Raw genomic sequence first — 21,450 nt, forward strand, 5'->3', positions numbered from 1 at the left:
GCGATAAATCGCGGTCTCTTGCGTTAACCGAACAATATTGCCTCTTTAGGGACTTCTAACAAATAAATTACCCAATCTTGTGTGTGGGGTGGGCGTCTCGCCCGCCCTACAAGAAGTAGTTGAGTATTTTTTTATTTGTCAGTCCCTGAGCCAATACTTTTCGGTTAAACCCAATAATGTCTCTTTTGGTCTGGTGAAAGGTTAAAGGGTAATGGGGAAAGGGAAATTCAAACCCTTTCCCCCTTAACCGAAAAGTATTGGTCCCTGAGCAACATCTTTGTAGCATAAATTTCGTGAAATGCCATAAGTCATACTTGTAACCGATGGCAAGGGAGACACAAAACTGATGAAATAAGATTAGTGTTACGAATCCTGGAGTAATGACAGACAGAGTTTTAATTCTTGGCGGACGGGGGCGAATTGGTAGCAGTGTTGCTCAGGATCTAGCTACCCATACTGAGGCACAAATTACAATTACTGGACGTTCTGCGGAGATTGGGAAGAGCGTTAGCTTGTCTTCGGGAGGGCAAGTACAGTTTTTGGTATTAGACTTAGCAGAAGTTGATAAGCTAAGAGAGGCGATCGCTAATTCTAATTTAGTTATCCATTGTGCTGGGCCATTTCACTATCGAGATACTAATGTTCTTGAAAGTTGCATTGCTCAAGGCGTCAATTATGTAGATGTCAGTGACCATCGTTCTTATACTAGTAAGGCTCTCAATTATCATGAACAAGCTGCGGCTGCGGGGGTGACAGCAATTATTAATACGGGAATTTTTCCCGGTATTTCTAACAGCATGGTACGTCAGGGTGTTGAACAATTTGATGAGCCAGAAAAGATACATTTAAGTTATTTAGTTTCTGGTTCTGGTGGTGCTGGTATTACCGTAATGCGGACAACTTTTCTGGGATTACAATATCCTTTTGAAGCCTGGCTCAATGGAAAATGGGAGATAGTTAAACCTTATAGTCACAGGGAAATAGTTAAGTTTCCACCTCCCTATAAACGTACTGGAGTTTATTGGTTTGATATGCCAGAAACCTTTACACTACCAAAGTCCTTCCCCTCAGTGAAAACTGTAATTACCAAATTTGGTTCTGTACCAGATTTTTATAATCATCTCACTTGGATTGCCGCACACGTTTTTCCTAAGTGGTTAATGCAGCGTCGTTACATGATTGAATTTCTTTCTTATGTCAGCCATACGATGACAGATGTCACCAATAATTTTAGTGGCATTGGAGTAGCAGTTCGTTCCGAAGTTACAGGACAAAAAAATGGGAAAACAGCCATTTATTGTTCAAATTTAGTGCATGAAAATACAGCCGTAGCCTCTGGTTGTGGCACAGGTAGTATTGCCCAATTATTGCTAGAAGGTAAACTCAATAAACCAGGCGTTTTTGCTGTGGAAGAAGCACTACCGACAGATTTATTTGAAGATACAATGCAAAGCCGAGGAATTACAATTCATCAGAATTGGTCATAACTAAAAATTAATATACCCTAAGGTAGAAGGAAAAACTGTACCTAAACAATTAGGATGCCTGTGAGCCTTCGATATGGAATCTATTTATACATAACATAGGCTAAAACTGAAAATCAGGAGAGTTATTTCCATGCAAAAAATTCTATTAACTTTAAAGAAAGCTTTACATTCAAGCTTTTTGGTTGTTGGCTTGACAGTCTTCATCAGCTTGTCAGGTTTGTCTATTTTCGTTCAGCAACCTAGTTATGCAACGACTCTTGAAGAGTTAAAGCTAATACCTCGAGAGTATAAACCAAATTCTGATGAAAAAATTAACCGTGCTAACGAATTTGATCCAGGTGTTGGCGTTCAAGAAGAAGAACGACAAGAGTCTTATGAACAAGCAGTAAAAGATTCTCAAAATCTTGGAACTATAGAAAAGGCTTACGAAAGAAATTTAAAGGCTGAAGGAAAATCTGAGCCTAATTTACTTAATCAAGCTGAAGAGCTAGTTGAAAAGGTGACAGGAAAGTAGAAAATAGTAGGAAAAGTGGGAGACATTAAGAATTTATTTACTCTTTTTTGTCTCCTTCATTACTCCTAAAACATTCATAAAAATGACAATTTTAGTATTTACAAAATACCGAGATTCTAAAACTTTTAATTCTAAATACCCAATTTATTGTTAAATTTAAAGCCTTGCTCATTGTGGGCGAAGTAATCCTTGTATTGCAATGTAGGTTGAAACCGCGCTACTTGTGAGCGGCTTAGTATTCTCTATTCCCTATTACTCAAATTCATCAATTGTGCTAGGATGGCTAGAGTTAGTGTACTTGGCAATCCTGCTCTCATACCACTTCATTAAGGGAGTTGCACTAATTCCATGTACAATCACAGAAGCCACAATAGTAGTGTAAGTTATCCAGGAAATTTGTTCTGCAACTTCGCCTTGTAAGCCTTTACCAAAAGCATAGGCAAGATAATATAAAGAGCCAACACCGCGAATGCCAAACCAACCAAATAACAAGCGTGTTGCGGGGTTTAAGGTGCGTCTGTGAGAATATATAGGACGTTTTCCTATTGTACTAATCCAGACTCCTATAGGTCGGATAATGACAAATAAGAAAAATATCACTAATAAAGATTGACTGGCATAGTTGAACATCGGCTTGACTAATAATATCGATCCCAATATTAAAATTGTCCCGATTTCTAAGAGTTTTTCTATTCTCTCGATAAACTTCAGTTGTTCTAGTGGTTTCTCCGAATTTTTATAACTTCGCTGAACTACTAACCCAGCAACAAATACGGCTAAAAATCCATAGCCATTAACAATTTCTGTCAAAGAATAAGTTACTAAAATTGTAGCGATCGCCAAAAAATCTTCCATCAACTCATCAACCTGACGACGTTTTTGGATTTTTTGATCTAGCCAAACTATTGCTTTAGCTACAACAATTCCCATGACAATACCAGCAGCGATCGCCCAAAGCAAATCAATTGTAATCCAGTCTTTAAACCAGTTAGCCCAGTTATCATCTTTAAGGGCATAAATACCAAAATAAACAAATGGAAAAGCTAAAGCATCATTTAACCCACCTTCAGAAGTTAAACCAAAGCGTAACTCATCTTTATCTTTTACATCAGTCAATTGAACTTCCGAAGCTAATACTGGATCGGTAGGGGCGAGAATTGCTCCTAATAAAATCGCCTCTCCCCAAGTCATACCTAAAAATAATTTACCTACAGTAGCTAAGGCAAAAATTGAAATTGGCATTAAAAATCCAATCAGTCGGGCTGTAATCTCCCAAACTTCTAGCTTGAGAGGACGGAGGATTCTTAACCCACAGCTAAATACAGAAATAATTACTACTAATTCTGTTACCTTCTCTAGCAATTGAGCGTTGAATACTTCATCTCTACGTAATTGAATCAATCCATAACCGTAAGGGCCTAACAAAATGCCAACTACTAGATAAATAATCGCAAAAGAAAGAGGTAAGCGACTAATCCAACCCGATCCTAATGTGACCATCAGTAGAAGTACACCAATCACAAGTAGGTCAATAATATAGATATCTACCATATAGCAAAGTATATAAAATTAGACGTTGCTTTTTTAGCTTAGTGCAATAGCTTATTCTTAGAAGTAACCTATAGATAGATTAATACTTGTCAGGTTTTGGCAAAAAGGAGAATTTAAAAGGGAAAAAAAACCTTTAGCCCTTACCCTTTAAGCTTTTTATCAAACTAAATTCCCGTTCAAAATCAAAAAGCCGAGCAGTATTGATAAGTAGATTTAACTAAAAATAATGTATCTATTCTAATGAAGCATGGAGGTTGAAACCTCTACCTTAATAGGTAGCTTTATTTCATCTAGAATTTAAATCTGCATCTAAAATATACATACGTCATAATTCAGATTTCAGTGAGTAAAGTCAGCTTGAGATATTACTTTTAGATTTAGTTTGTGTAATGCACAAACTAAATCTGCTAAAGTCACGAATTACCTGAGCGTAGCCGATTACGAATTATTAATTCTACCTCTGTTAAGTTAGTGTAAATAGAAGTAATCGGAGTATTTGTCATGAAACTACCAGAGAGTTCACCAAAACCAAGACTTATACAAATGCTTCAGTGGATTTTTAATCCTTTGAAACTGATGAAAACATCTGCAAAAGCGTATGGCGAATGTTTTTCATTACAGTTAACTGGTAACATCCCAATAGTATTATTTAGTAATCCCCAAGCAATTCAGGAAATTTTTACCGCTCCGCTTGAGCAGATAGATGCTAAAGCTTCAGCGAATCTTTTAAAATCTTTATTGGGTGAAAACTCGTTAATATTGTTATCTGGTACATCTCACCAACGCCAACGGCGATTATTAACCCCGCCTTTTCATGGCGATCGCATGAAAGCCTACGGTGAAATTATTACTCACATAACTTATGAAGTCATCAGTAGTTGGAAAATTGGCGAACCTTTTTCCATCCGTGACTCTATGCAAGAAATCTCCCTCAAAGTAATTCTTCAAGCTGTATTTGGTCTCCACGAGGGAGAACGTTTCACAAAATTGCAACGACTATTGCGTTCCGTCGTGGATTTATCTGGTTCCCCCTTGCGTGCTTCCTTCACATTTTTTCGCGCACTACAAGTAGATTGGGGTAACTGGAGTCCTTGGGGAAAATTTTTGCTGCAAAAGCAGCAAATTGACGAACTCCTGTACAGTGAGATTCAAGAACGCAGAGATAGTCCTGATGCTACTCGTAGCGATATCCTCTCGTTAATGATGTCAGCGCGTGACGTAAATGGCGAACAAATGACTGATGTTGAGTTACGCGATGAGTTAATGACTTTGTTAATTGCCGGTCACGAAACCACCGCTTCAGCTTTGACGTGGGCATTATACTGGATTCACCATCTGCCAGAAGTACGAGAAAAGCTCCTAACTGAGTTAGATAATGTGAATGAGAATACTGATTGGAATGAAGTTTCTCGCTTACCTTATTTAACAGGGGTATGCCAAGAGACACTCCGCATTTACCCAATTATCATGCTTACTATCCCTCGCATAGTCAAGACACCAATAGAAATTATGGGCTATGAATTTCAACCAGGGACATTGCTAACAGGTTCTATATATTTAACCCATCACCGCGAAGATTTATATCCAGAACCGCAGCAGTTCAAGCCAGAGAGATTTTTAGAACGTCAGTATTCTCAGTATGAATATTTACCCTTTGGTGGCGGCAATCGTACTTGTATTGGTATGGCGTTTGCGATGTTTGAAATGAAACTGGTATTAGCAACGGTTTTATCACAAATGGATTTAGCATTAGTTGACAATTATCAAGTTAAACCTACCCGTCGTGGCATAACTTTAAGTCCTTCTGGCGGTAAGTGGTTAATTGCAACCGGTCAGCGACAAAAGGTGAAAAGTCCTGTGGGTGTGTAAATACTAATTCATAATTCTAAATTTGGGTCCAAGGGAGAAGAGTCATAGTGCTGTAGCAAATCTTTTGGATCGTCGTAAATTGCGATCGCTCCGGAGAGTTGTTCGTCGCTAAAACCACCGCAGCGCAAAGCAATCACACTTACCCCTGCTTTGCCGGCAGACTTAATATCGTAGGGAGAATCTCCTAGCATCACTACTTTATCAGGTGTCATTTGCCCTTTATTTAAGGCGGCTTGTACAATGTCAGGAGCAGGTTTAGATGCTTCGGCATCATCGGATGTAGTAACTTCCGAGAGCAAATCATCTACTTGAGCAATTTTGAGCATGATCTCAAGTTCTTCAGAACTCGCTGAACTAGCAACAACCAGATGCAATCCCGATTCTTGCATCTTTAATATTAACTCTCTGCTTCCATTGGCAGTAGTAATTTGCGGTATAAATTTGTCAAATAATAGTTCTTTGCGTAGTTCAGCGATCGCTTTACCAATTTCTTCTTCACCATTTAATTCCGGCACTACTTTGGGAATCAGTTGATCTCCCCCCATACCCATCAGTGGTCTAACTGTTTCAAATAATATTTCTAAGCCATGAGCTGCAAATGCTTCTACCCAGGTATTTGCATGAACATCATTACTTAAAACCAGTGTGCCATCAATATCTAATATCACCCCTTGTAATGCCATGAAAAACCTCGCCTGACGTTTTGTTTCATAGCTGATGATGGCATAATAAATATTTTACTTCATCGTCCCAACAGAAGAGAAAGGGGTTATGTAGCGATTCTCACTTCGCTGCCATACAGTCACAACCCCAAAGTGCTGGGATCAAACCCTCCCCTCCCCGCTTGCGACTACGGTGTACACACAAGTTTGAAGCGCTTAAAAACCTGAATTTTACCCCACCCTAACCCTCCCCTTATAAAGGGGAGGGAACTAGATTTTCCAGTTTCAAGATTATTGACCCAGCCTACCAACGGTGTTATACCCACTCATAAAGGGGAGGGAACTAGATTTTCCAGTTTCCCCCCAATATATCGGGGGGATTAAGGGGGGTAATTCGAGTTGTGTATACACGGTAGCCGTCTGTTTATTTGCGCCGTGCTGTACTATGGACTATTATGTTCCCGGACGAGAGCGGATATCATCGGGTATATGATGGCGATCGCCTAATATTTCTAACAAAGGACCATTAACATCAAATTTAACCATACTTACCGACGCGACCAAAATATTCACCCGATAGCGATAGCGTCCCAAATCAATCCCCAGTAAACTGCAAAGCATAATCCTAATCGTGGCTTTATGGGAAACTACTAAAACATTACCTTGGGGATGTTTTTCTTGAATTTCAGCAATCACAGGCATAGAACGGTTAGCAATATCTACCGCAGTTTCTCCACCTAGTGGTGCATTCCAAGCGGGTTCTGTCAACCATTTTAAATAGTTTTCTGCGTAATTCTCTTGGATAAACGATTTACTCTTAGTTTCCCATTCGCCGTAACTACCTTCTCTAAGTCCGTCACGCAACTGCATATCCATACCGATAGCATCACAAAATGGCTTGGCAGTTGCAATTGTGCGCTTCATCGGGCTAACATAAACACCCTCCCAATTCAATTTTTGATAAACATCGGCAAAACTCTCTGCCATCTGCATCCCTTCAGAGGTCAACTCTGCATCAGTTTTACCGCAGAAATTACCACTTTGACTAAAAGTAGTTTCTCCATGTCGCAGTAAATATAAATTCAATGTCATAGCTTGTATCGGGATTGGGATAAAGGAGTTTGTGCAAAAATAAAATACCATCAATCTCGCAATCGAGTATGTGACACCAGAACAAAGTAATCGGCCAAAAAAGTCAATTCCCCCACAAACTTTTGAAAAGAGTTAGAGAAGAGATGGCGATCGCTTATAATTATTTGCAATTGCACTTGCGTTCGAGACGCTTGGGCGATCGCAAAATATTGCTTGAGCTACATCGAATAGATAGAGGCGATCGCCTTTCCTACAATGGAAATCTCTTGTCTGGCGATCGCTAAAATTAAAAACATTACGATGTTGGTCACCAACATCACAATATTAATCACCAACATTACAATGTTTGTAACAAAACATTACGACGTTAGTCACCAATATTACAATATTGGTCATCAACATTACGATGTTAGTCACCAATATTATGATGTTGGTCATCAACATTATGACTATTGAGCGTCAACATTACAATGTTGGTCATCAACATTACGATGTTGATTGCAAATGTTTAAATATAGCCGTAATCGTTTTCATACATGAAATCAGCAATGCGCGATCGCTTACAATAATTAGGGAAAGTGCGTAGACGCATTAGCGAAGCGGTAGCGACGTTCGCGCAGCGTCTCGCAGAGAAGGAGCGTCAGCAGCTTGTCGCAAGACATCGCTTGGCTTTTACTTGATATCGTCGCAGAGATGCTTGTCGCTCTCATTCACATTCGGGTTATTCTGCAAATAATCATGCAGCCAATTGCAACCCCGCACCAGCAATCTGTCTAAACTCTCCACAGGCCACAACCGTGCTGTCTTGTCATCTGATGCCGTAGCGATGGTTTTGCCGTCTGGGCTGAAACTCACACCCCTGACACCCCCTTGATGCCCTTTGAATTCTTGCAGCAGTTGCCCGTTGAGCGTCCACAACCGCGCTGTCTTGTCACCTGATGCCGTGGCGATGGTTTTGCCGTCCGGGCTGAAACTCACGCTATAGACTTCACCTTGATGCCCTTTGAATTCTTGCAGCAGTTGTCCGTTGAGCGTCCACAACCGCGCTGTCTTGTCAGATGATGCCGTAGCGATGGTTTTGCCGTCCGGGCTGAAACTCACACTATTAACCCAGCCTTGATGCCCTTTGAATTCTTGGAGCAGTTGCCCGTTGAGCGTCCACAACTGCGCTGTCCCGCCATCTGATGCCGTGGCGATGGTTTTGCCGTCCGGGCTGAAACTCACACTATAGACATAGCCTTGATGCCCTTTGAATTCTTGTAGCAGTTGCCCGTTGAGCGTCCACAACCGCGCTGTGCTGTCACCTGATGCCGTAGCGATGGTTTTGCCGTCCGGGCTGAAACTCACACTATAGAAGACTGTGCCTTCATACCCTTTGAATTCTTGCAGTAGTTGCCCGTTGAGCGTCCACAACTGCGCTGTCCCGGCATCTGATGCCGTGGCGATGGTTTTGCCGTCCGGGCTGAAACTCACACTTGTGACTACGCGTTGATACCTTTTGAATTCTTGGAGCAGTTGCCCGTTGAGCGTCCACAACTGCGCTGTCCCGTCATCTGATGCCGTGGCGATGGTTTTGCCGTCCGGGCTGAAACTCACACCCCTGACACGATCTTGATGCCCTTTGAATTCTTGCAGCAGTTGTCCGTTGAGCGTCCACAACCGCGCTGTCCTGTCATCTGATGCCGTGGCGATGGTTTTGCCGTCCGGGCTGAAACTCACACTATAGACTAGTGTGCCTTGATGCCCTTTGAATTTTTGTAGCAGTTGCCCGTTGAGCGTCCACAACCGCGCTGTCTTGTCAGATGATGCCGTGGCGATAGTTTTGCCGTCCGGGCTGAAACTCACACTATAGACATCGCCTTGATCCCCTTTGAATTCTTGCAGCAGTTGTCCGTTGAGCATCCACAACCGCGCTGTCTTGTCAGATGATGCCGTGGCGATGGTTTTGCCGTCCGGGCTGAAACTCACACTATAGACATAGCCTTGATGCCCTTTGAATTCTTGCAGCAGTTGCCCGTTGAGCGTCCACAACCGCGCTGTCTTGTCAAATGATGCTGTGGCGATGGTTTTGCCGTCTGGGCTGAAACTCACACCCCTGACACCCCCTTGATGCCCTTTGAATTCTTGCAGCAGTTGCCCGTTGAGCGTCCACAACCGCGCTGTCTTGTCAGATGATGCCGTGGCGATGGTTTTGCCGTCCGGGCTGAAACTCACGCTATAGACTTCACCTTGATGCCCTTTGAATTCTTGCAGCAGTTGCCCGTTGAGCGTCCACAACCGCGCTGTCTTGTCACCTGATGCCGTGGCGATGGTTTTGCCGTACGGGCTGAAACTCACGCTATAGACTTCACCTTGATGCCCTTTGAATTCTTGCAGCAGTTGCCCGTTGAGCGTCCACAACCGCGCTGTGTTGTCAGATGATGCCGTGGCGATGGTTTTGCCGTCCGGGCTAAAACTCACACCTTTGACCCAATATCGATGCCCTTCTAACTGGTTACGTTCTTTAATTTTATTGAGAATACTATCCAAAGCAAAAATAGGGCTGATAGCTGGATATTTTTCTAAAGGGCGACCATCTTTTACCAAAGATTTTAACTCTTTCCCAGTCTGCACTGCTGCCACCAGCGATTCTAACTCGGTATACTCAAACTCTCTTAAGGCGTTAACTCCAGCCCGTTCTAATTCCGTTCCCTTTTGTGCTTCTTTTTGTGCTGTCTCTGCTGCGCGTGTATCTCTGTATGCTTTTGTCAGCGCTGCTTGGGCTTGACTCAAAATAATTTGAGCCTTTTTAGTGTTAGATTTTGCTTCCTCTTGTTGTCCATTTGCCAGTTCTGCTTTCTCCTGAGCAGTTTTAACTTGTTCGTTAGCTGTTTTAATTTTTTCCTCTGCTTGAGAATTTTTATCTTGTAATTCTGCTGCTTGCTGGTTTACTTTCCCTAACTCTGCCTGTGCTACCTTAAATTTCACTTCTGCGGCTTGCTGATTCTTCTGCGCTGCTTGAAACTTCTGCTCTGCATCTTTCTTTTTAGTTTCTAATTCTTGCGCTTTCTTCTCTAATTCTGTCTGTGTTTTTTGCGTAGCTTGCAAGTTAGCTTCAGCCGTTTTAACTGTATTTTCTGCCAGTTGCTTTTTCTCATCAGCATCTTTAGCGACTTGAATTTGATTCAAAGCATATAAAGATAATATACCTGCCAATAATAATAGACATACCGCTAAACCAGAACTCACCGTCAATTGCATCCGCCCTTGGTGAATTTGTCGCTTGGCTTCTAGCTGAGCATCAACTAATATCTGTCTTGCATCTTGTTCAAGCTTCAGTTTCTCTTCTGCTTGCAAGCGTTGTTCTCGCTCTCTAGCTAATTCTGCTAATATTTCATTGCCCTGTTGTTGGCGAATGAACGACACAAGGTAATCATGCACCAGTTGATAACGGTCAGCCGGCGATTCTGGTAACAGTAATACTAACCTTGATGCCACAAAAATCTCTAACACCAAATCTAGTTTATCGGCTTCTACTGCTAAATCTGCGACTAACTCAGCGCGAGTCTTCAGGGGACGAGTCCCATTTTCATCTGTGAGTAAATATAGAACCAGTCGTGCAACCTGTTCATTCTCCGCACCACAATCATGGATGACTTCTTCTAAAAATCGCTCAACCAGTTTTTCTTTAGTGCCAAATTGACGATACTTATCTAAAGTTGTAATTTTCTCAGTTTGCAATTGCGTCCCCACAATTTGTAACTCAATGGGGCGCACCTCACCCAAATCACCCGCTAAATCGCGCACTAATTCATCAATCAAATCAGGTTCAAGATAAAAGTGAGAGCGTTCTGTTAAACTCTGTACTACAGCCTTAGCATGGGCTGGCGAAAAGTTACCCAAATAATAGCGAATATTTTTATCAAGAATATTATTATTAATCGCAGTTAAATTAAACAGACGGTCTAACTCTAATAGATAATGTAAATAATCTTCCCGTAAAGACAGAATTATCTTGACAAAAGGAATATCTAGACAAACTCGCAAAAACTCATAAAATGCTCGTCGTTGACCTTGGTCTGGATAAACAAAGAAAAACTCTTCAAACTGGTCAAACATTAAAACCGTCAACAAATTTCTGTCAGCATTTTTCCGCAATTGTCCTAAAATAGCTGCTGAAGAATCCAGATTAACAGATAACTGTTTACCTCTGACCTCCTCAAAAGCCTTAGCCAAACACCGCCCCAACATCGCCACCCAATCTGTATAAACTCGCAACAAAATAGGTAAAGCATCTCGCTCACCAATTGCTTCCTGTTGCAACGCCGGGATTAACCCACCTTGCAAAATCGAACTTTTCCCCACTCCTGACTGACCATGAATTACAGTTAATTTATGCTCAGTCCCGCTAATTCTTTCTCGCAACAGCTTCACATCTTGTCCCCGACCAGAAGCAGCAATTTCTTGAGCAATTGTTTCCGGATTTTCAGCTTGCAACTGTGCAGAATTAATTGCCTGTCGTTGCGGATTTAGATAAGATGCACCAACAAAGGCGCGGAAACCATACTGCTGTTCTATTTGTAGTTGCTTTTGCTTAATCTGAAAAGCCTTGAGATATTCACCTTGCTCAAAATAAAGTAGGCGTAACCTCTCTAATATAGATATATATAATTGTGGGTTGTATTGATGATTAATTTCATTTTTGGCAGCTTCTAAATTAGTAATTGCTGCTTCAATTTCACCTAAACCCTGTTGTGATTTGGCTAAAATAAACCGATATAAAGCAAATTGATATGATTGTAAATTAGGTATCTCAGCTAATATTTGCAACGCTTGTCCTGCGAGTTGATTAGCCTCATTCCACCGTGACTGCTCTAAAGCTACCTCTGCCACAAAACCATAATCTTGAGCCAATTGCAACGATGTGCCATAATTTTGATGTAGCGGCAGAGATTTATCAATCAATCTTTGTAACTCTGGCCATGCTTCTAAACGTTGGAGTACTTCACCCAATTTGGTAATATGTTTGGCAACTAAATCAGAACGTTGTATTTGCTCAAAAACATCAATAGCTTGCTGTAGATAACCTTTTGATTCTTGCCAATAAGGTTGACTTTTTATCTGATTTTTTTCAGCTTGGCGATTATAAGCTAAAGCAATATTAACGAGTACAATACCTTGTCGTTCTAAATAATTACTTCGCCGCCAAAAATCTAAACTTATTTGATAATCTCGTAAAGCAGTGTCTATTTGGTCATGTAAATAATCATGCAAACCAAGTACAAATTCTAAACTGGCTTGTAGTGCCGGTTCTAATACTTCTTCACGGCTTTGCAAATCCTGACGAGCAGTTTCTAATTCCTGGCATACTTGGGGATTAGGTGTTACATCACCAGCAAAGATTTCATCAGTTTTTTGCTGGAGGAAGTTGACTAACTCATCCGTAGGGTTTTCAAACTCAATAATAGTTGCCCAATTTTCTAAATCAGCGGCTAAACGAATAAATTTTTGCAGAACTGAATCATTAACCCACAACAATATCGGAAACGGAAAGTTTTTTCTAAATTCCTCCCGGACTTGGTTAGCCGAAGTTAAAACTGTATCAATATTTTTAACCGACTCCAAACCAAAAACCATTAATGCTGGTGGCTGTTCATCTTCCAGTTGTTCGCGTATATTCGTGTAAAGCGTTTTAACTGATGGAGGTAAGGTAATTTCGCGTATGCGTACAGGAGAGATTTGGTGCAGCCGTTCTACCATTTGCTGACGTAAATCAGCATAATTGCAACGCAGAAAAATCAGCGAAAATTCTCCCTGAGAAAGGGTAATTGTTCGCACCAGAGTTTGCAATGAACGCTCATTGTCAAAAGGTGAATTTTCTGGCTCTTGCTGATTACTCATAACATAGATAATTTACCTTATATTAGCTGTTTGTATAATTACATCATGCAACTAGGGGACAGTGGGCAGAAGGATGATTTCTATTAGTTAAGCTCCAGTTGTGAAAATTACAATTGATACCGCTCCCGTGAACCCTGGAGCATTACTGTCAACTTAAGCTCAAAGCTTACCGGGTATACGTTTTACCCCCCTTAATCCCCCCTTGGAAAGGGGGGAAACAAGAAATCCAGTTCCCTCCCCTTTCCAAGGGGAGGGTTAGGGTGGGGTAATGCGGATCGTTAGGTACGTGAGTAAATTCAAAATCACTTCTTCATAAGGGTTTCACATTAAGTTGACACCAATGACCCTGGACTGACTCCCCTAAACCCTGAAACAGTTACCGTGACGATTCAATAGGTTGTGTTGATTTATAACCTAAAGTCCTTGGACTCAACCAAAATCGGATTGATATCAAACCAAGAACCATCTTCATTACGGTATTCAAATACAAACATACTGCGAAGCAAAAGTTCGTATCTTTCATGACCTCTTAAGCTTTTCTCTTGCGCTACTTCACGCAATACTTCCCATTCATCGGCAGTAATTGCTAAACTTAGCTCGTTACAGCGTTGTTTAATCACTCTATTTACGCACTCTTGCGATAGAGGTGGGTCTTCTTGCTGAAGACAGCGAAATAATAACATCAGCAAATTTCGCAAATGACCACCACTAACTAAACACAGCCGTTCTAAAGTATTAGGACTATCAAAAACCTCAGTAATTAAATGCTGGCTTTGTTCCCAACTCACACCAGGAAAAGCCCTGGCCATAACCATTTGTTGCAGTAGCGTAATTCCTTGAAAAAATTGCGAACCATTCTGTAGTCGCACAGGAACCATCGGTAAAACCTTGGGGTCTACTCCAAAGCGATTTGTTAATCTGCCTAAAGCATTAGAAAAAATCAAAACTAGGGGAATGGTATAAATAACGTGACAATCTAACTGGTTTAACTGTTCACCGCGTTCCACAAATAAATATTCAGGTTGGTAATAACCGGAAGGCTTTAAAGAATTATCCACTCGGTCAAGATTATCGACAATTACCACCAGTCCTTTTTTACCCTGCTGCTTGAGTTTTTCTCTAGCAGGTTTGAGCAATTCTTTGTTTATTGATTCTAAAATGCCATTGGTGCGCGGTTCTAAATATTGTCGCAACTGGCCGCGAAGTTTGGGACTATCTTTAGTTTTGGCAGTGATTTTGGCAATACCTACAGACAATTCAGCCTCAACGCCAATGTCTAAGGGTGTTTGCAAAAAGTCAGAAATTTCTGTAAACAGATTTTTAAAATATCCTGGTTTGAGGTTAATTTTAATGGCTTCTAGACTTTGACTGACTTCACGAGCGATCGCCAGTAAAATATCTGTAACATCAATATCTGCCATATCCAGGCTTTGGCTAGACTCGAAATAAACCACATGCAATCCCTGCTGTTCTAATTCTGCCTTTAGCCGCAGTAACTCTGTGGATTTGCCACAACCAATATGTCCGGTAAATAATTGACAGGTCGGTTCTTCAGGTGAAAGGCGGGTGATAGTTCGCCCTAGTTCCTCAATAATCCTCGCACCACGCACTTTGGAAAAATCAATATAATACTGTCTATCTTCCGGTTTGCTTATAATCAGAGTCTTGCTAGGGTTGCAAGCCTGAAAAAACCTGACTAAATCTAGTTTCATCACAAATGACCCGAAATCAGCTTGACAGTTTTGCCTATCTCAGTGATTATACAGATGACAAAGCCGCTATTTCGGATAGAGAACTTCCAAATAAAAAAAATATCCAAGTATTTATTGTGGGGTGGGTGTCTCGCTATTGGTGTTAAGTTAAGAAAAATAGAAACTTGTCAAGTGGGTAAAACTTAATTGGGCTTTTATCGGTTTGAGTGGTTTAATACCCTGACTAAGCAAGGAAAATATTATTACGAAACATAAATCGTTCGCACCAAGCCGGGAAAGTCCTCCAACGCAGTGACTCACCAATGAAAAAGGTTACCGAGGAGACTTACCAGCCTTTATTATACAGGGTCTCCCTGCTTACCAATGACAAAGGACAAATGAGAGTCCTACCCAGTTAGTCTTAATTGCGCTGACCTACTTGTATTAGGATTTTTAAATTCTTTTGTTGACGAATTGTTAATGGATAAGACATTCTTCATGATTATCAATTAAGAAGTTATACTTTCCACTACAACTTAGTAACAATAGAAGAGTGTAATTATGTAAACAACCCGACCGTGGGAAAATCAAAATACCGAAACCAGAAATTAGAGAGGAAAACCCTGTAATATGCATCTGAGCGAAATCACCCATCCCAATCAGTTGCACGGTTTATCCGTTCGTCAACTGCAACAGATTGCCCGTCAAATTCGAGATAAGCATCTCCAAACCGTAGCAGTTAATGGTGGACATTTAGGACCAGGGTTGGGTGTTGTAGAATTAACACTAGGGCTTTATCAAACACTGGACTTAGATCGGGATAAAGTTGTTTGGGATGTAGGACACCAAGCTTATCCCCACAAATTACTTACAGGACGTTACGATCGCTTTCACACTCTGCGGCAAAAAGACGGAGTTGCGGGTTATCTCAAGCGCTGTGAAAACAAATTCGATCACTTTGGCGCGGGACATGCTTCCACCAGTATTTCAGCAGCGCTGGGCATGGCTTTAGCACGAGATTTAAAAGGAGAAAAATTTAAAGCGGTAGCTGTAATTGGTGATGGGGCGTTAACTGGGGGTATGGCTTTAGAAGCCATCAATCATGCCGGACACATGCCGAAAACTAACTTGTTGGTTGTTCTCAATGACAACGACATGTCCATATCTCGCAACGTCGGCGCGATTCCCCGCTACCTCAACAAAATGCGCCTCAGTCAGCCTGTGCAGTTTATCAAAGATAATTTAGAGGAACAGTTTAAGCAAATTCCCTTTGTTGGTGAATCTTTATCTCCCGAACTCGGACGCATCAAAGAAGGGATGAAACGCTTGGCTGTTCCTAAAGTAGGTGCAGTTTTTGAAGAACTCGGTTTTACTTACATTGGGCCAGTTGACGGACATAATCTAGAAGAATTGATTGCTACTTTCCAACAGGCACATCAAATACCAGGCCCAGTTTTGGTTCATGTGGCAACAACTAAGGGCAAAGGCTATGAAATTGCCGAACTAGATCAAGTTGGTTACCACGCCCAAAGCCCCTTTAATGTGGCAACTGGTAAAGCCATTCCTTCTAACAAACCAAAACCGCCAGCTTACGCCAAAGTTTTTTCTCACACTTTGGTGAAACTTGCCGAACAAAACCCGAAAATTATCGGTATTACTGCGGCGATGGCAACGGGAACAGGTTTAGATAAACTTCAGGCAAAACTACCCAATCAGTATATTGATGTGGGTATTGCCGAACAACATGCTGTTACCTTAGCAGCAGGACTGGCAACTGAAGGAATGCGCCCCATCGCCGCCATTTATTCTACCTTCCTGCAACGCGCCTACGACCAGATAATTCATGATGTCTGCATTCAAAACTTACCAGTCTTCTTCTGCTTAGATCGAGCAGGAATTGTTGGTTCTGATGGCCCCACCCACCAGGGTATGTATGATATCGCTTATCTGCGTTGCATTCCCAACATCGTAGTCATGGCGCCGAAAGACGAAGCAGAACTCCAACGTATGTTAGTAACTGGTGTTAACCATACCAGTAGCCCGATCGCCATGCGCTATCCTCGTGGCAATGGTTACGGCGTTCCCCTAATGGAAGAAGGCTGGGAACCTTTGGAAATCGGTAAAGGCGAAATTCTGCGTACAGGCGATGATGTGTTAATCGTCGGCTACGGCACAATGGTTTATCCAGGAATGCAAGCTGCGGAAATTCTTAGCGAACACGGCATTGAAGCAACTGTAATTAATGCCCGTTTTGTTAAGCCTTTGGATACCGAGTTGATTTTGCCTTTAGCGAAGAAAATCGGCCGAGTTGTCACCTTAGAGGAAGGCTGTGTTATGGGTGGCTTTGGTAGTGCGATCGCCGAAGCTTTACTAGACGCAGATATTCTCGTTCCTGTCAAGCGTTTTGGTGTACCAGATGTGTTGGTAGATCATGCTGAACCCAATGAATCTAAAACAGAACTAGGTTTAACTAGTCATCAAATAGCAGAAAGAGTCTTGGAAGCTTTCTTTAAACGCCAACTATCTACTGTTGTTTAGCTGATTCTTTGTCGAATAAATCGCCTACATTTGTTATTCAGGTGTGGGCGATTTTTTCTGAAAACGGCTAAGTCTAATAGTCAGTTGACCGAAAAGCAAGTAAGTGATTTTAGTGAATTTTCTAAAATCATGAGGTATTAAATAATTGTTCAAATTAATTTTGATAGCTTGATTATCTGTATACTTAATCTTGTTCAATTAAGATAGGATTCTCATACCATCAATTTAGCAGCAACATCATTGCAGTAGTAGGCGATCGCTTTATATTTTTCATGGGTTCACCAAGTGAAGTTGAACCCGGTATTTTGTCATGATCTTTTTCACAAATCAAGCCGAATTCCGATATTCAGTCAATAAGAATGCTTGTCAAAATTTCACAAAAGGATAAATATGCCAGGAACGACATTCACGACAGCTCAAAACATTGGTATCCTCACATCATTTAACTTCAATGATGCCATAGCAAATGCAAATCCAGTTGATTACTATAAATTTTCCCTGACAGCCACAAATAATATTACTTTCCTTTTGAATGGAGTGACTCAAAACTATCTCTATGCCAAAATTTATTACGATAGTAATAATAACGGATTAATTGATAATGGAGATGAACTTTATTCTGATGTTGCTGGTTCCGGTCGCAATGGTCAAATTACTACAACATTAGGAGCTGGGAATTACTATGTTGGAATTGGTCAAAACTCCAGCAACGTTAACTCCAACTACTCCCTACAATTATCAGCTACATCTGCACCTCCTTCCATTGCTTCTAATCCTGGGAACACACTCAGCACTGCTTACAATATTGGCACTCTGACTAGTACTCAGACTATCAAAGAATTTGTCGGCAGTGTAGATCCAGTTGATTACTATAAATTCTCTCTGACAAGCACAAATGATGTTACTTTCCAATTGAGTGGAGTGACTCAAAACTATCTCGATGTAGCCATCTATTACGACAAGAATAACAATGGATTGATTGAGACTGGAGAACAACTTTACATTGATTATGCTGGTTCTAGTCGCAATGGTCAAATTACTACAACCTTGGGAGCAGGGAGTTACTACATTGGAATTTTCCCAGATGCCAACTACAACAACGTTAACTCTAACTATTCCCTACAATTATCAGCCACATCAGCACCTCCTTCCATTGCTTCTAATCCTGGGAATACACTTGGCAGTGCTTATAATATTGGCACTCTGACTAGTACTCAGACTATCAAAGAATTTGTCGGAAGTGTAGATCCAGTTGATTACTATAAATTCTCTCTGACAAGCACAAATGATGTTACTTTCCAATTGAGTGGAGTGACTCAAAACTATCTCGATGTAGCCATCTATTACGACAAGAATAACAATGGATTGATTGAGACTGGAGAACAACTTTACATTGATTATGCTGGTTCTAGTCGCAATGGTCAAATTACTACAACCTTGGGAGCAGGGAGTTACTACATTGGAATTTTCCCAGATGCCAACTACAGCAACGTTAACTCTAACTATTCTTTACAGTTAGCAGCCACATCAGCACCTCCTTCCATTGCTTCTAATCCTGGGAATACACTTGGCAGTGCTTATAATATTGGCACTCTGACTAGTACTCAGACTATCAAAGAATTTGTCGGAAGTGTAGATCCAGTTGATTACTATAAATTCTCTCTGACAAGCACAAATGATGTTACTTTCCAATTGAGTGGAGTGACTCAAAACTATCTCGATGTAGCCATCTATTACGACAAGAATAACAATGGATTGATTGAGACTGGAGAACAACTTTACATTGATTATGCTGGTTCTAGTCGCAATGGTCAAATTACTACAACCTTGGGAGCAGGGAGTTACTACATTGGAATTTTCCCAGATGCCAACTACAACAACGTTAACTCTAACTATTCCCTACAATTATCAGCCACATCCGCACCTCCTTCTATTGCTTCTAATCCTGGGAATACACTTGGCAGTGCTTATAATATTGGCACTCTGACTAGTACTCAGACTATCAAAGAATTTGTCGGAAGTGTAGATCCAGTTGATTACTATAAATTCTCTCTGACAAGCACAAATGATGTTACTTTCCAATTGAGTGGAGTGACTCAAAACTATCTCGATGTAGCCATCTATTACGACAAGAATAACAATGGATTGATTGAGACTGGAGAACAACTTTACATTGATTATGCTGGTTCTAGTCGCAATGGTCAAATTACTACAACCTTGGGAGCAGGGAGTTACTACATTGGAATTTTCCCAGATGCCAACTACAACAACGTTAACTCTAACTATTCCCTACAATTATCAGCCACATCCGCACCTCCTTCTATTGCTTCTAATCCTGGGAATACACTTGGCAGTGCTTATAATATTGGCACTCTGACTGGTACTCAGACTATCAAAGAATTTGTCGGAAGTGTAGATCCAGTTGATTACTATAAATTCTCTCTGACAAGCACAAATGATGTTACTTTCCAATTGAGTGGAGTGACTCAAAACTATCTCGATGTAGCCATCTATTACGACAAGAATAACAATGGATTGATTGAGACTGGAGAACAACTTTACATTGATTATGCTGGTTCTAGTCGCAATGGTCAAATTACTACAACCTTGGGAGCAGGGAGTTACTACATTGGAATTTTCCCAGATGCCAACTACAACAACGTTAACTCTAACTATTCCCTACAATTATCAGCCACATCAGCACCTCCTTCTATTTCCTCTAATCCGGGAAACACACTCAGCACTGCTTACAATATTGGCCTTTTAACAGGTAGTCAAACTTTCACAGAGTTTCTCGGGAATGTAGACCCAATTGATTACTATAAATTCTCGCTGACAGGTACAAATGATATTACTTTGCTGTTGAGTGGAGTGACTCAAAACTATCTCGATGCCAAAATCTATTACGATAGCAATAATAATGGCTTGATTGATACTGGAGAACAAATTTACTCTGATTATGCTGGTTCCAGTCGTAATAGCCAAGTTACTAGAACCTTGCAGGCAGGAAATTACTATGTTGGAATTTCCCAAGACTCCAACAATATTAACTCCAACTATTCTCTACAGTTAGTCAACATTACGAATCCTAACCCAAACATTACTCTCACCGTAGGTAGTCCTCCTAGTGTCGCTGAAGACGGCACCACCAACTTAGTTTACACCTTCACCCGCACCGGTAGCACCACCAATGCTTTAACCGTGAACTATAACGTTGGTGGCACAGCGACTTTAAACACAGACTACAGCCAAACAGGTGCAGCAACCTTTACAGCTACCACCGGCACAATTACCTTTGCAGCCGGAAGTAGTACCAAAACCTTAACCATTGACCCGACAGCAGACACCACTGTTGAAAGTGATGAAACCGTTGCTATTACTCTAACAGCAAGCACTCGTTACACCATCGGCACTACAACAGCCTTAACCGGAACCATCACTAATGACGATGTTTCGTCTGTTATTATTAATCTCAGTAATAGTCAGACGACAAATGCAACTGGTGGAGCAGGTAATGACCGTCTCACTGGTAATACACTGAATAACACTCTGATTGGTCTTGATGGAAACGATCAACTGCAAGGGTTAGCAGGAAATGACACTCTCCAAGGAGGTAACGGTAATGATATTCTCACAGGTGGAACTGGTGATGACTTTCTCTGGGGAGGACTAGGTGATGATATTCTCACTGGTGGAAGCGGAAAAGATAAATATGTGTTTCAAGGCAATGGTGTATTCAGCACAAGCTTAGGTGTTGATTACATCAGCGAGTTTGAAGCAGGACAAGATCAGATTGTGCTGAGTAAAACTACCTTCAATGCTGTTACTAATACTGTAGGACAAGCTTTAACTGATTTTGCAGTTGTCAGTGACGATCAATTTGTCAACGGTAGTAATGCACATATTGTTTTTAGTCAAAGTAGTGGCAGCCTATTCTATAACCGGGATGGCAACGTTCTGGGTACAGGAACAGTGTTTGAGTTTGCCACTTTAGGCAATCCTGATATTACTCTCAGTACTAGCAATTTTACTCTGATTGCCTAGTACTCTGTCAACTTTGAATTCATGGATAAGTAAGTTCGTAGTAAGCACTTTTGTCATTATTTTTTAGCACTAAAGTGCTTACTATCAAGCTGAAAAACTAGCTTTACAAAATACTATTAAAT

At 41.0% G+C, this 21,450-nt stretch carries 12 protein-coding genes; 7 read left to right on the plus strand and 5 right to left on the minus strand.

Annotated elements, in window-relative coordinates; translation table 11 throughout:
• Window positions 1-380 precede the first annotated feature (380 nt).
• Both ACFG4S_RS16255 and ACFG4S_RS16260 read left to right on the plus strand, forming a co-directional pair.
• Entirely contained in the window at window positions 381-1,487 is a 1,107-nt protein-coding gene (locus tag ACFG4S_RS16255; protein ID WP_392535769.1) for a saccharopine dehydrogenase family protein, read from the plus strand.
• 130 nt (window positions 1,488-1,617) lie between these two features.
• Window positions 1,618-2,001 (plus strand): hypothetical protein, encoded by a 384-nt coding sequence (locus ACFG4S_RS16260; RefSeq protein WP_392535770.1) that lies wholly within the window; start codon window positions 1,618-1,620, stop codon window positions 1,999-2,001.
• 252 nt (window positions 2,002-2,253) lie between these two features.
• Here the strand turns inward: ACFG4S_RS16260 and ACFG4S_RS16265 are convergent, their stop codons facing one another.
• On the minus strand, window positions 2,254-3,552 hold the full coding sequence (locus ACFG4S_RS16265) for a cation:proton antiporter (RefSeq protein WP_392535771.1): 1,299 nt from the start codon (window positions 3,550-3,552) through the stop codon (window positions 2,254-2,256).
• A gap of 501 nt (window positions 3,553-4,053) precedes the next feature.
• Here ACFG4S_RS16265 and ACFG4S_RS16270 point away from each other — a divergent pair.
• Window positions 4,054-5,421: a cytochrome P450 gene (locus ACFG4S_RS16270; protein WP_392535772.1), complete on the plus strand. Its 1,368-nt coding sequence runs from the start codon at window positions 4,054-4,056 to the stop codon at window positions 5,419-5,421.
• A gap of 8 nt (window positions 5,422-5,429) precedes the next feature.
• Here the strand turns inward: ACFG4S_RS16270 and ACFG4S_RS16275 are convergent, their stop codons facing one another.
• Together ACFG4S_RS16275 and ACFG4S_RS16280 are read right to left on the minus strand one after the other, a co-directional pair.
• On the minus strand, window positions 5,430-6,104 hold the full coding sequence (locus tag ACFG4S_RS16275; protein ID WP_392535773.1) for an HAD family hydrolase: 675 nt from the start codon (window positions 6,102-6,104) through the stop codon (window positions 5,430-5,432).
• Between the two features lie 432 nt (window positions 6,105-6,536).
• Window positions 6,537-7,175, minus strand: coding sequence for a histidine phosphatase family protein (locus tag ACFG4S_RS16280; protein ID WP_392535774.1), 639 nt, complete (start codon window positions 7,173-7,175; stop codon window positions 6,537-6,539).
• A 122-nt stretch (window positions 7,176-7,297) separates the two neighbouring features.
• On the opposite strand from ACFG4S_RS16280, the gene ACFG4S_RS16285 reads away from it, so the two are divergent.
• Window positions 7,298-7,459, plus strand: a complete 162-nt coding sequence (locus ACFG4S_RS16285) for a hypothetical protein (protein WP_392535775.1) — start codon at window positions 7,298-7,300, stop codon at window positions 7,457-7,459.
• Window positions 7,431-7,631: a hypothetical protein gene (locus ACFG4S_RS16290; RefSeq protein ID WP_392535776.1), complete on the plus strand. Its 201-nt coding sequence runs from the start codon at window positions 7,431-7,433 to the stop codon at window positions 7,629-7,631. The genes ACFG4S_RS16285 and ACFG4S_RS16290 overlap by 29 nt, the downstream gene beginning before the upstream one ends.
• 216 nt (window positions 7,632-7,847) lie before the next feature.
• Here ACFG4S_RS16290 and ACFG4S_RS16295 read toward each other — a convergent pair whose 3' ends face one another.
• Both ACFG4S_RS16295 and ACFG4S_RS16300 read right to left on the minus strand, forming a co-directional pair.
• Complete coding sequence (locus ACFG4S_RS16295) at window positions 7,848-13,055, minus strand: hypothetical protein (protein ID WP_392535777.1); 5,208 nt, start codon at window positions 13,053-13,055, stop codon at window positions 7,848-7,850.
• A 407-nt stretch (window positions 13,056-13,462) separates the two neighbouring features.
• Window positions 13,463-14,767: a P-loop NTPase fold protein gene (locus ACFG4S_RS16300; RefSeq protein ID WP_392535778.1), complete on the minus strand. Its 1,305-nt coding sequence runs from the start codon at window positions 14,765-14,767 to the stop codon at window positions 13,463-13,465.
• 609 nt (window positions 14,768-15,376) lie between these two features.
• On the opposite strand from ACFG4S_RS16300, the gene dxs reads away from it, so the two are divergent.
• Both dxs and ACFG4S_RS16310 read left to right on the plus strand, forming a co-directional pair.
• Window positions 15,377-17,284, plus strand: coding sequence for a 1-deoxy-D-xylulose-5-phosphate synthase (gene dxs, locus ACFG4S_RS16305; RefSeq protein WP_392535779.1), 1,908 nt, complete (start codon window positions 15,377-15,379; stop codon window positions 17,282-17,284).
• A 390-nt stretch (window positions 17,285-17,674) separates the two neighbouring features.
• Window positions 17,675-21,328 (plus strand): calcium-binding protein, encoded by a 3,654-nt coding sequence (locus ACFG4S_RS16310; RefSeq protein ID WP_392535780.1) that lies wholly within the window; start codon window positions 17,675-17,677, stop codon window positions 21,326-21,328.
• Window positions 21,329-21,450 lie beyond the last annotated feature (122 nt).

The organism is Nostoc sp. C117, from assembly GCF_043099735.1.
Classification (GTDB): domain Bacteria; phylum Cyanobacteriota; class Cyanobacteriia; order Cyanobacteriales; family Nostocaceae; genus Nostoc.

Bases quoted from the DNA above. Each gene is read 5' to 3' on its own strand.
- ACFG4S_RS16270 (WP_392535772.1), top strand. From the start codon at position 4,054: ATGAAACTACCAGAGAGTTCACCAAAACCAAGACTTATACAAATGCTT.
- ACFG4S_RS16310 (WP_392535780.1), top strand. From the start codon at position 17,675: ATGCCAGGAACGACATTCACGACAGCTCAAAACATTGGTATCCTCACA.
- ACFG4S_RS16295 (WP_392535777.1), bottom strand. From the start codon at position 13,055: ATGAGTAATCAGCAAGAGCCAGAAAATTCACCTTTTGACAATGAGCGT.
- ACFG4S_RS16255 (WP_392535769.1), top strand. From the start codon at position 381: ATGACAGACAGAGTTTTAATTCTTGGCGGACGGGGGCGAATTGGTAGC.
- ACFG4S_RS16300 (WP_392535778.1), bottom strand. From the start codon at position 14,767: ATGAAACTAGATTTAGTCAGGTTTTTTCAGGCTTGCAACCCTAGCAAG.
- ACFG4S_RS16290 (WP_392535776.1), top strand. From the start codon at position 7,431: ATGGAAATCTCTTGTCTGGCGATCGCTAAAATTAAAAACATTACGATG.
- ACFG4S_RS16265 (WP_392535771.1), bottom strand. From the start codon at position 3,552: ATGGTAGATATCTATATTATTGACCTACTTGTGATTGGTGTACTTCTA.
- ACFG4S_RS16275 (WP_392535773.1), bottom strand. From the start codon at position 6,104: ATGGCATTACAAGGGGTGATATTAGATATTGATGGCACACTGGTTTTA.
- ACFG4S_RS16280 (WP_392535774.1), bottom strand. From the start codon at position 7,175: ATGACATTGAATTTATATTTACTGCGACATGGAGAAACTACTTTTAGT.
- ACFG4S_RS16260 (WP_392535770.1), top strand. From the start codon at position 1,618: ATGCAAAAAATTCTATTAACTTTAAAGAAAGCTTTACATTCAAGCTTT.
- dxs (WP_392535779.1), top strand. From the start codon at position 15,377: ATGCATCTGAGCGAAATCACCCATCCCAATCAGTTGCACGGTTTATCC.